General features: G+C 46.9%; 6 protein-coding genes. 2 read left to right on the top strand and 4 right to left on the bottom strand.

Annotation, left to right across the window (positions count from 1 at the left end; translation table 11 throughout):
* Window positions 1–21: 21 nt before the first annotated feature.
* From BUR42_RS08230 to BUR42_RS29955, 4 genes are read right to left on the bottom strand one after another with little or no spacing between them, the layout of a single operon-like run.
* The gene (locus tag BUR42_RS08230; RefSeq protein ID WP_074238770.1) at window positions 22–399 is read right to left on the bottom strand and encodes a DUF4430 domain-containing protein; all 378 of its coding nucleotides are present in this window, start codon (window positions 397–399) and stop codon (window positions 22–24) included.
* Window positions 399–1,400 (bottom strand): hypothetical protein, encoded by a 1,002-nt coding sequence (locus BUR42_RS08225; protein WP_074238769.1) that lies wholly within the window; start codon window positions 1,398–1,400, stop codon window positions 399–401. The genes BUR42_RS08230 and BUR42_RS08225 overlap by 1 nt, the downstream gene beginning before the upstream one ends.
* A 10-nt stretch (window positions 1,401–1,410) precedes the next feature.
* Window positions 1,411–1,836, bottom strand: coding sequence for a hypothetical protein (locus BUR42_RS08220; RefSeq protein ID WP_074238768.1), 426 nt, complete (start codon window positions 1,834–1,836; stop codon window positions 1,411–1,413).
* Window positions 1,837–1,848: 12 nt separating this feature from the next.
* A complete protein-coding gene (locus BUR42_RS29955) occupies window positions 1,849–8,409 on the bottom strand; it encodes an RHS repeat-associated core domain-containing protein (RefSeq protein ID WP_084185458.1) in 6,561 nt (2,186 codons plus the stop codon).
* A 240-nt stretch (window positions 8,410–8,649) separates the two neighbouring features.
* On the opposite strand from BUR42_RS29955, the gene BUR42_RS08210 reads away from it, so the two are divergent.
* Window positions 8,650–11,610, top strand: coding sequence for a ligand-binding sensor domain-containing protein (locus BUR42_RS08210; RefSeq protein ID WP_074238766.1), 2,961 nt, complete (start codon window positions 8,650–8,652; stop codon window positions 11,608–11,610).
* Window positions 11,611–11,773: 163 nt separating this feature from the next.
* Window positions 11,774–12,391 (top strand): response regulator transcription factor, encoded by a 618-nt coding sequence (locus BUR42_RS08205; protein WP_074238765.1) that lies wholly within the window; start codon window positions 11,774–11,776, stop codon window positions 12,389–12,391.
* Window positions 12,392–12,451: the final 60 nt, after the last annotated feature.

Below are 12,451 nucleotides of genomic sequence, written 5' to 3'. Positions count from 1 at the left end.
GGGGCAGCCTGTTCCCGGGGTTTATTTCGTTTTCAGCGCATGTACCTGTGCCATCAGGGTATGCCCATGTAACTCCGGGGAATATGCCTGGTATTTAAAAGATACGGCATCTCCGTCATTTAAGATGGTGGCATCTATTCCCCCGGTTGCCAGCACATTGTTCACATACAGCATCCAGTATTTGTTGCCCATCCGGGTAGTGCCGTCCATCATGCTTACAAAGTATCCCAGCGAAGCGCCGAAGTATTCCACCCAGTAAGAAAGCCTGGGCAGCATGGGCGGGTTCACAAAAGTATTGTAAGCAGCTTCCATTGCCTGCTGTACATTCATGCCGCTTGTCCAGGGAATATTATTGATAGTGGCCCCTCCCTGTACGGCCAGGCTTATTGTGTTTGCCATCAGGACAATAATTTATTCAGGAGCTGATGCTGGTGTTCCACGATCCGTATCTTACGCTCATCATCACTCAGGCTGATGGTGATCTCGAAAGTGTAAGAACCCAGGAATTCATATTTGCCGCTGCTGCTGGCTGCGTATTGTTGTGCTACGATACTGTACAACCCAGGTTGTGCATTACCGGGTGGCTGGAAAATGAGCTGCAGCGTGCCCTGGAAATTAGCAGGGAACATGGTGGAGGCAATCACATTCTGATTATTATCGGTGCCAAGGATGGTTACCGGCCCTGTACTGATAGGCGGATTTAATTGCGGTGCGCTGCAGTACAAAGCTACAGTAGATCCCTCCGGAACATTACATACTGCCATAACGGTATGCAGCAATGGATTGGGATCAGGGTTGAGGAGATCCAGGTTCCATTCCACACGGTTGTTGGGTTTTACATTCACCATTTCCATATTCCTTTGTGCAATGGTGTTGTTGTTCCTGCAATACATCCACCAGGCCGCCAGGTTGGGAAAGGTAGTGGATTTGGTAATACCGTTGAATCCATTCCAGGTAACCTGTGCAATGAGGCAGTAGTGGCCAAGGTCCGGTAATTGCAAAGGCGTCCAGATGAAAGGTTCCGGTGCGGCCCTCACGCTGGTAGCAGGTATGGTGATCTGCTGGCTTTGGCCTATCTGCTGATTGATCCATTGGGAAGGTATTTGCAACGTGCCGCCGGAAGACCAGTATAATGATAATTGAACAGTTAGGGAAGCACTGGTGGGATTTTTGGCCCGCATGTAAATGTAATTACTTTGCCCTGCTTCTATATTGATCTTTTCCTGTGTGGCAATATCCTGGCCATAGGTAGGCAGGCCATATAATTGCTGTACTTTGGAAGGATCGGCAGGAGACAGTTGGGGAATGATATCCGGACTGAGGTTCAACCCGCCGTAATTAGGTATATCTCCGTTATCGGTAAGGTAATCGCGTACAAAAACGTTGGTAGGTTTGGCCATGTGTTATTGTTTATAATGAAAGAAGTGCTTTTTCTGCCTGAAGGAAAGTATGATAGAATGAACCGGGAGCTGAAGCTGCTGCTGCTGCGTATGTTTCAAATTTGAATTCAATCACGTCTCCGGGGTTCAGTGGTATGGCATTCAGGCTGTTATTGGTTTTTACATTGTTCAGGTACACATACCATATGTAACCGGCTGCACGGAAAGTACCATTCACTGCTACCACCATGTAGCCAATGAATTTTTTATCGTAGGTGCCGTAGTATTGGATCTGAAATGTGAATGGCGGAGTACCGGGCCCCGGTGTGGTATTATAGCAGGCTTCCATGGCGCTCTGTATATACAGGCCGGGAGACCATGGAATGTTGTAGGTGATAATATTTGGACTGTTATAGAACTTCACTTCTATTGTGAAGGAATTGCCTGTTTGTTGCATGAGGTATCTTATTTATTTGAAACCAAGGAAATTAGGGATCGGGCGGTGCAGGCGGATAGTTCCGCCATATGTGTCCATGGGTAAACTGGAAATGATGTTAGCGTTTTTCTTGTAGTAAAATGCGCTGGAGCCATCGCCATCCAGGTTCATTACATTATTGTATCCGCGGCTGGTAAAGAAGTTCACCATGTCTGCAAACGTAACGCCTTCACTAGTGCCAGGTAGTTTGCTGTCCACTTCCAGTACAAGGAGATGTGTGCCGGAATCATCAATGCCTACTGCAGTACGCCCTTTGGGAGACGTTCTGCTCACAATGTCCCCGAATACTTTGCTGGTATCTTCACCATTGCGGATGTAATACATGCCGCCTACTGCAAAAGCTACATTTTGTGTAATGAAATCCGGCGTAAGGTCTTTGTAACGCACCATCTCCGCTTTTTTGCCATTAGCGGCCGGGGCGCCATCCTTATAGATCACCAGCGCATCCAGGTAATAGCTCAGGCTGCCGGACACCCATGCCGGGTAAGTCTGCCAATTGGATATAGCGTTATTATTACTCACGCTAAGCCCCAGGATGTTCGTACAGGATGCTATGTATGGATGCAGATCATCCCCGATATCAAAGAAATTGGAATTGATGTATAAAGTATAGTCGTAAAGGTCCGTCCATGGAGGGTTGACAGGTGTTTGCCCTGATGCCGCGATAATAGGCCTGTAAGGGAAAACCGCATAAGGAGCGGCGCCATCTTTGGGGCAGCCCACTGTACTGTTAGACGAATTATCAGGTACAAAGGGCGTGGCCTTTGTAAGATTAACGATGGAATACCTGCCGGCAATGGGTCTGCTGGTAACGCCAAAATCTTTCTGCGTTACATTCAAAGGCGCTGTGATGCCATCGCCTGTAGCGTCTATCGGAGGTACTACAGGAGTGGGGGCTATGGGTGTTGTGGTGTTCGTGTTGTTGTTTACGGAGATTTGAGGGCTATCAGGCAGATTTGCCGCATTCGACATGTATAAAACAGCCCCCGCAGCAAGGCCTACAAATATTGCGCCTTTGATAACAGCCACTGAACTGGCAGCAATGGCTGTACCCGCCACCAACGCAGGAGCAGCTACTACCGCCACTACCACTATTGCCGCTACCATTACAACCGCCGCCACTACAGCTACCACACCCCAAAAACTCCAGGCGCCTGTGGGGTCTGTATAGGAGATAGGATTATTGCCTGCATATACATACGGACTGGGGTACTGTTGTGCCGGATCTGTTGAAAAGAAACGTCCGCTTCCGGGATCGTATAACCTTGCCCGGTAATTGTATAATCCACTTTCTGCATCATATTCCTGCCCTGTATACAGGTAATCTACCGGCATTTTAACAAGGGCGGTATCTACAGCGGAATAAGAAATGGTACCGTAGGAATTATAATTGAATGTAGCTTTTGTAACGTTGTTTGTATCTATCAGCAGCCTTGTTGAATTGAGATAATCCCGTATCACAAAATACCGTTTAGCGCCCTGTTGCATGGCTACCATGCCTTTGGGGCCATAAATGTAAAAGGTGGTGGTATTTTTAGTTACTTCATATAACGGATAATCATTTAAGCCATGTACATATAAACGTTGCTGCGTGGAATCATTACCATACTGCACGGTTTTTAATACACGCTGATCTTTACCATCATATTCAAAAGACAAAGTGTTTCCGGACCTGTTCTTCATACTAAGTGTAAGACCGGATAAGGGATCGTATTGAATACTATTTACACCATATGGTGCAGAAGTGATGCTGCCATTTCCGTTATAAGTATAATTCTGATTGAAACCCTGAACGGTATTTACCTTATTGGTGCCGGCCTGGTACTGGAATTGTAATGCATTGGTAGTGCCTGTCTGTAATGAAAGGATATTGCCATTGTTATCATAACTGAGCGGTGTTTTAATACCCATGCTCCAGGGATTGTTTGCTCCCAGGTTGGCTACTGCAAGCCGGCCATTATTGTCATAGCTGTAACTGGCCTGTATGGCCTGGTTGGTACTTTTATAATAATCACTGAGTGCCTGTATCTTCCCATCGTAATATTGCGGGCCGTCTTTAGTATTCTTATAAGTGTAGGTCAGTTTTTCGTTGAAGAGCTGGTCGTTAATACTATTGATCCATCCGTTCTCCGTATAATTGTAGGTACGCATGAAGGTACCCTTGTTCAACCGTTCCGTGGTGGCGTAACCATAGTCGTAAGTGGCGTAGTAAGAGGTATCTCCCGGAATGCCTATGGCGGTGAGATTGCCGGTGCCGTTGTACGTATAAACCAGCCCGGGATAACCGGTACCGGGAAATTGTACGCCGGTGGTACGGCCCTGCTGATCATAAGTATACTGTACAATCCTGGTGGTGGTATCAAAGTCCAATACCTTTAAACCTTTTCCTGTAACCTGTCCATAACGGTCATACCAATAGGTTTCATAGATATCAGGGATGGCATCTGCATTCCAGTTCACAGCTACGCCGGTGAGTTTCCCCTGGTAAATGCTATCGCCGGTATAAGCATCGTAGGTATATCTCTTTCGCCAGGAGTAGTTTCCGGCGGAAGGGTAGGCGTTGCTGGTATCTGCTATGGCCTGTAAGGTGCTCCTGTTCCAGTTCTGCTGCAGGAAACCTTCTTCTGTTACCCTGTTCTGCTGATCATATTTAGTGTAAATGATCGTATCCGGGTTGGCTGCTATACCCGCAGAATCAATGCGGAAGCGCAGCCGGCCGGAGAGATCATAGATGTATTGGCTGGTGCCGGCATCGGAAGAGGTTTCACTGATCCTATTGCCCGTGTAATCATATGCTTGTGTGCGGATGAAATTACTGTTGCCGGCTAACGAGGAATTGTAGTAGTTAGGTTGGTAAGTGGCTACCAGCCGCATGTTACGATCATATTCGTATTGTGTTTTCAGTGTATCGCTCCCTTTGATGCGCGCTTCTGCAAAGGTCACTTCTTCTTTATTCAGGTAAGTGATGGTGGTGGTACTGTCACTGGAAACACGGGTGATACTGATCAGATCGGACGGTGTATAGTTGAAGATGTTCCCTTGGGCATTGCTATAAGTGAATTGCAGGTAATGATCATCTTTTTTACCTGCCGTGAAATTGCCGCCACTGCCAATGCCGGTGATCTGCATTAAAGGATCTTTACTATAAGCTACAGAAGAGCTGAAAGGATTTTCATATCCCGCTGCCGCACCCAGCACACTCTTTTTACTCAGCGTCATGGAATCATAATTAAAACCACTGGCAAAATTGGGTTTGTAACTCAGGCCCAGGCTATCTGCATTTTTACCGCCAATGATCCCGGCCCTCGTTTCTACTACGGGTAAGTTGAGCGGGCCGCCATACAGTATTTCCTTTACCTGTAATTCATTTACACTGCGCCTGATCAGTTGCTGCCTTGGACGCATCAGCGCATCAAATGTTTGCTGTGTGGCCTGTACATCGTTGAGGAAAAGGAAGTTGTCGAAATTTACATGCACATTGGCAGCGATCAGTTGCGCCGGTGCTTTGATACGCCCGTTCGGGAAGTAACATTCAAAAATATAACGGCCATTGAGGTATGCGATCAGGAAGTTGCCATTTGAAATGGTGACCATCATGGTATTATAATGCGGTACATGCATCAAGGGCTGTGTTTTACAGATCATGTTGCCATGGTATAGTTTGGCCAACCCTGGTGTAAGTACAAACTTCAGCGTACTGGTAGATATGATGCTGTCTTTACCTGCAGCCAGGCTATCCAGCTGAAAGGCAAAACCTGTTTCACTATTGCCGGTAAGGCTGTCAGGGAAGATCTCTGTATACAATGCAATATTCTCCTGGTTAATATTGCCGGCAAAAGTGGCTGATGCGGGCGATCCGGTAGTCGTGAGCCAGTTGTTGATCACCTGCATATTCACCATGCCGCTAGCAGGAAAGACCTTTGAATTCGGATTGGCGAAAGGGTCCCAGGTGCCACCTTTATGTGCGTTGAGGTTTAGGGACATGTTAGGGAAGATAGGATCGAAAGTATCTTTGCCGGTAGTATGCAGGCTGCCTTCCCGGGAATTATAGGGAATGGTCACCTGGCTGATCTGATCACCGCTGCCAGGGCCTATTTCTGCTATTGTTTTGTTGTAGCGGTCCCGCACATAGAAAGTAGCCTGGCCGTTCATACCTAAGCTGGCAGTGGTGAATCCACGGTGCGTTTCATACACGCTGGCATCAAAGGTACTGTTCACCGGCATAAAGCTGATGTCGTCCACTGCAAGGTTTGATGGCGGGTCATTCGTATAGATGTAAGTATCTACCTGGAAGATCACATTGGGATGTAATATTTGTTCTGCGGGGAAATCCATCACACAGGAAAACCAGGTCCATTTTCCGTTGGTAGGCAGCAAGGGGTATGCCTTGGTTTCATACCTGTTATTCTGGCTGTCGAAATACTGGTATTGCATGTAGGCAGTTAAAGTATCCATGCGGTACCAGAACCCGTACCGGTAAACCTGGTTTTGGCGGGCAGGCGTAAACCTGTTCAGGGGTAAACCTCCGGCTCCGGGCATATAACATGCCCTGCCTGTATGTGAGTAAGCATTTGTGACAGTGCCCTGGGCCGTATACCATCCGCTGGTATTCTCATAGGATTCAAACCCCATGTAGGCTGCTTCCTGGTTATTGACGCTGGCATTTGTGAATTGTGCCACCAAACGTCCTGCATTTGGAGATACGGCATAAATAGCTGCATTACGGTCTCCTGTTGCATCACTGCTGTCTGTAGCCATGCCTGCCTGGTTCCGGCTGTTATACGTGGTGTTTACAACCCATTGCGCAGAAGATGCGGTGACCGTAGGGCAATCTTCCACTGTGGCAAGACTATCCCGCATGGATACACGTTTCCACGGCCCCCAGTTCCCACTACTGCCCGGTAAACCCTGCTGGCTCCACTGCGTCCACTGTGTGCATTTGCAGGCCGTGATCTTAAAAGCTCCCTGCAGATCTTCCTGTACGGATTCAATTTCTCCTGCTGTTGCACTGAGCAGGTGAATATTGGGGGCCGTTAATGCAGGATATTGCTGAAAGGCATATTGAATTGCAGTGACAACAGAATCTGTATTCACGGCCGGGCTTAAAGGCTCCGGCGTTCTGCGGGAAGTAGCCATCTGCACAATTAAATTATAAGGTGTGCCATAAGTATAAGATATCCATTTCCCCACGCCATGCAACTGGTTGTAAAATTTATCCAGCTGTGGGAAAGTGTTGCCGCTCCAGTAATGCAGTGTAGTAGTAATATTGCTGGTATCACTGTTCACCAGGTACAGGTACTGGCAGCCCTGAAGGGCAGGGCTGTGTACACTGCCAATGCTGTATCCGCCAGGTAATTGCTTTAATGATTGCGCAGGAAGGCCATTTAAAAATCCATATGTTACACTGCCATAATTGTATGGCATGCCGTAGCGGCTTCCCGGATAAGTATTTACAATATTGTAGTAATGGTAGATACCGGAAAGGTCTGTGATCACATTCGTTGTATCATATACTATGGCAGTATAGGTATTCAGGTCCGCAGTATCGCCGGAGTTATTACTATATCCGTCATTCACAGCCAGCTGTACGGTCCTGTAACTGTTACCTCCCGCATTGGGGATATAGGAATAAGTGGTAACAGCGCCGGCCTGATCAGTGAAGGTGGCCATGGCATTGGCGTAATTATTTCCCGTAGCCGGCCAGTAAGTAAAGTTATAACCACCCGCCATCTGATCAGCATGCTGCCCATATACCTGGTGATAATGTTTGATGGCCGATAGGTTGGGATGATTATTCACCTGTTGATAGGTAAGCCCTATATTGGCAATCAGGTTCCCGTTCTTACGATGTGTAACTGATTGGAGAATGCCGTTGTAGTTGAGCAGCAGCGTATCCCCGGAAGTATTGTTCACACTGTTCAGGTTGCCTGTGCCGGAGTAATTTAGGTTCAGAGAGTCTCCCCATACAGCATCTTTGATGGTTGTAATATTCCATACGTTTGCATTGGGTAATGGTACAGACCTTGTGTTGAAAATATAGTGGAGGCCTTCCGCAGTGGCAATATCCCAGCTGCTGTTGTTGATCAGGCTCACCTGCCACAAATAATATTTACCACCGGGTGTGTACGTGTTGGTGCCCGTTGAAATTAAAGGATACACCGCATAGCCATCCAGCATGTAGATCCCTGATGCATCCTTTGCTATTTTGGGATAGTCCATCAGTTTCCATCCGTTACCTCCTAATGCATTGTTGACATATCCGGCGGGATTAGTATTGTTAAGACCCGCGGAGCGGCTATTGTAAAGGGCTGTGAGGTTAAAGCTGAGGTTATTGCCTGTAATACCTATCAGATCGAACGTATTGTTGACGTCACCGGTAAACAGGTTAATGTCATGATGCAATAACGTATATGCGGGATTGGGAGGTATGGGATAAATAGCGTCTGGATGAGATTGTGCCTGAACAATGCAGGACCATAACATGCATACATAGAACAGCAATGCCTTGGGGCGGCCTGGATGAATTCGTTTCATACTCCGGTTAAAGGGTTAAATGTGAATAAAATGCTTAGGGTCGGCGGCAAATAGGGGGCTTGACGGTTAACGATGTTAAATGTAGGGGATTTATTTTTAAACAGCTGTTACATTAACAATTGAGGTGTAAATTAAAAGCAATCAATTATATACGCGTCTTGACATTTGACAGAAAATACCGGTTATTTGTGAAAATATAACGCAGTAATGACCCGCTTCCTGTTATGCTTTTATCTATGTATGATATCGGAAACCTTATTTGCAAATAATGGTTTTCGCTTTCGTTATATAGACCTGCCTAATACTTTGCGGGAAGGAAATATTAAAGACATGGAGATCGACCGTCATGGTCTTTTGTGGATCAGTACCAGCCGTGGTCTCCACCGGTACGACGGTAATCGCATCCTCACTTTCGACCTGGTCAGTAAACCCGCCATCATCAATATTGCCATCACAAGGTTGTATGCGGATAGATCTGATAACTTATGGGTAGGCACACAAAGTGGTATCACCAAATTCGATCTGAAGAACTGGACCACTACTTCTGTTAATCAGAAAGGCCAGCCGGGGCGGCCTGCCAGGAGCCTGTTCGTAAAAGAATTTTATGAAGCAAAAGATGGTACTATCTATGTTGGCTCCAGCGATGCAAAGATCTACCGCATTGAGAAGGATCAGCTGGTATTGGTAACAGACCTTGCAAAGATCAATCCTAATCCCTCCGGATTATCGTCTATTGAAATGATCCGTGAGATTGAAGGAGGAGAGTTGCTGGTTACCTGCAATGGAAAGTTTGTGACCCTGAAAAAGCAGCAGGGCAGTTATACGGTGAACCGGTATTATCCTATGCCGGAGATTGATGGGCAGATCAGTAAGGAGGTCTTTTATCATCCTTCCGGTAAAGTGATCTTTTATGTGGAAACACGCGGTGTTTATACCCTGAACTTACAGACGGGCAGCATAGCACCATTGACATATGCTGTTAAAGACAGTGTTACAAAGGAAGACAGGGCTTACCTTTTTCCATTGCCGCATAACCGGCTGGGGATCTTTTTCAATAACCGCGGCTTTTTTTCATACGACGTGAACGATGCAGCGGCAAAAGCATATGCGCCAGGCCTGGCAGATTATTTCAGGAACATCAGGGTAAGGTATATCCGCGAGAATAAACAGAAATTATATTTCGGTTTTCATAAAGGAATTGCAGAAGTGCAGCAGGTGAATTCTCCTTTTAGGAATACGCTCAGTACCCCTTCTATAGAAACTTCCCCGCTTAGTATCCGGAGCATATACCGGCACACTGATGGCATGTTCTATATCGGATCCTATAAAGATGGATTTTCCCGTTTGAACATGAACACAGGTGAACGGGAGGTATTGTCTAAAAAGATCATGTATACTTCATTGCTTTGGCCGAAGGACCGTTTGCTCCTGGCTACAGAAGGAGATGGCCTGCAGTGGTTTGATATAAAGACACAAAAGATGCAGCCCCTGCAGATGGATACAACCAACCTGCCCTTTAATAAACGGCTGCATAACAAGTATATCCTTAGCCTGAACAGGGAGAATGATTCCATGGTATGGGTAGGTACTTACTTTGGCGTATACCTGCTGAATGTAAATACAGGCATTTCGCGCACTGCATTCAAAGGTGCAGCAGAAGAAATCCTCCGTCAATCCAAAGTATACGATATCATCATTCATGGCAATAAAAGATATTTCGCCACGCTGGAAGGCATCTTTGCATATACACCCGGAAATGATGAATTGGTCCGCCTCTTTGAGGATACGGATGCTTCCTATGCCGGAGGGGATTATTACTGTATAGCGCCTGTGCAACAGGAATTATGGGCGGGTACAAACGGAAGGGGGATATTGGTATTTAATGAACAGGGCAAGGTATTGAGAGAAATAAATGTAACCAACGGCCTCGCAGGTAATGCCGTGTATACATTGATCAGGAGGGGAGAAGAAGTGATAGCAGGAACAGACCAGGGCCTGAGCCTGATCAATATCCACGATCAGCAGATCCGCAATTACACCCGGCTGGATCACTTACCCTCCAATGAATTCAATCACTCTGCCTTCCTTACTTATGAGGACGAGATTTTCCTGGGAACGCTTAATGGCATCACTGCTTTTACGGTGAAAGACCTCAAAGCATATAAACCAGCAGATACACTGGTATCTCTTTGCTTTACGGATTTCACAACTGGTACTAAGAATAAGTTGCTGCATGATTTTACCATGCCTTACAAACCTTTGGCTGCCATAGAGGTGAATCCTGAAGTGCAATATTTTTCCCTGCGTTTCGGAGGCGTAGATAATGCCATAGAGCAATTACATTATTATTACCGCTTAACGGATAAAGCAGCATGGCAGGAGATCGGGCGCCAGCACGAAATGAGCTTTGTTGGCCTTGCCCCCGGGGATTATAACCTGGAACTGGTGACCTTGCTGCCGGGAGAGAAAGTATACAAAACAATTATGTCCATCCCGCTGATCGTGAATCCTGCTTATTATCAAACCTGGTGGTTCAGGATCTTTGTGCTGCTGGTACTGATTGGTATAGGCTGGCTGATCTTCCGTTACCGCATGCGGGAGCTGCTGAAGGAGCAACAGCTAAGAACAAAGATCGCCGGAGACCTGCACGATGAAGTAGGGAGCTCCCTTACCCGTATTTATTTCCAGGCGGACAGGCTGAGTACGCAGCCCGGAGACGCCGTGTCCCTTCAAAAGATAGCTGCTTCCAGTAAAGATGCGCTGAGTACCATGAGCGATATGGTATGGTCCATAGACTCACGCTTTGATACGGCGGCAGACCTTGTTTCCCGGATAAAGGACCATCTCATGAACCTGCAGAACGACCTGGACCTCACGTGTTCGCTTACACTAAAAGGAGAGTATGCTGCACGTTCGCTGAGCCAGATGGTACGGCAGAACTTTTTCCTGATCTTTAAAGAAGCGGTGAACAATGCAGCACGGTATGCCAGCGAGCCGCATATGAAAATAATGCTCACATTCGGGCAGGAGATTGTATTGCAGGTGAGCAATGCATATGATGGCAGCAGGGTGAAGATGAAGCATTACCAGGGAGGGCAGGGGTTGCAGCATATGCGGTTAAGGGCGGAGAAAATGAAAGGTACGCTGGAAGTGCGTACGGAGGAAAATGTGTATGCGCTTTGTTTGAGGGTACCGGGGTAGAAAGTGATTGACTTTTAGCAGGTAGTATGAGACCCGTGGTTCAGGGATATTTAAAGCCGGCATCATGTAATGATATAAAGCCGTTCCATCCGTTAAACCTTATCAAACCCAGCCCCCCAAAGTAGGGATGGCGCTGTTTCACTTATATTATCATCTTTGTTTCATGGTACACTTAGGCATAATAGAAGACGACGCGGAGATCAGGAATACACTGGTTGAGTTCTTTAATGATCAGCCCGGCTTTACCTGTATTGTTACTGCCGGTACGGTAGAAGCCTTTATGGATGCCTGGGAAAATGATGTACGCCTGGACATAGTTCTCTCAGACATTGGCCTGCCCGGCGAATCCGGCATTGCAGGCATCAGCCAGATAAAGAAACGTTCCCCTCAATGCCAGGTGGTAATGCTCACGGTATACGATGATCCGGACAGGATCTTCCAGGCCCTGTGCGCCGGCGCTACCGGTTATTTACTGAAACAAACGCCGCTGCTAAAGATAAAAGAAGGCCTGCTTTCCCTGAATGAAGGAGGCGCCCCCATGTCTCCGGGCATTGCACGTAAAGTAGTCGCTTATTTCAATCCTAAAACCCCGGATACCATCCCTTTAAAGATCACGCCGCGGGAAGCACAGGTGGTACAGGCCATTGAAGAAGGACTGACCAATAAAGAAGTAGCCATCCGCCTGGGCATTTCCCTGGAAACGGTTAAATCCCATATCAAAAGCATTTACCAGAAGCTGGAAGTGAACAGCCGCCATGCCATTATCAGGGGCAAATATTAAGCTCTCCCCCAAAGTAGGGATACCCCGTTAACTTTTTATCTGCTTTCTTTACACCGACAT

The organism is Chitinophaga niabensis, from assembly GCF_900129465.1.
Lineage (GTDB): Bacteria > Bacteroidota > Bacteroidia > Chitinophagales > Chitinophagaceae > Chitinophaga > Chitinophaga niabensis.
This window is presented reverse-complemented; position numbering and strand designations above follow the sequence as displayed.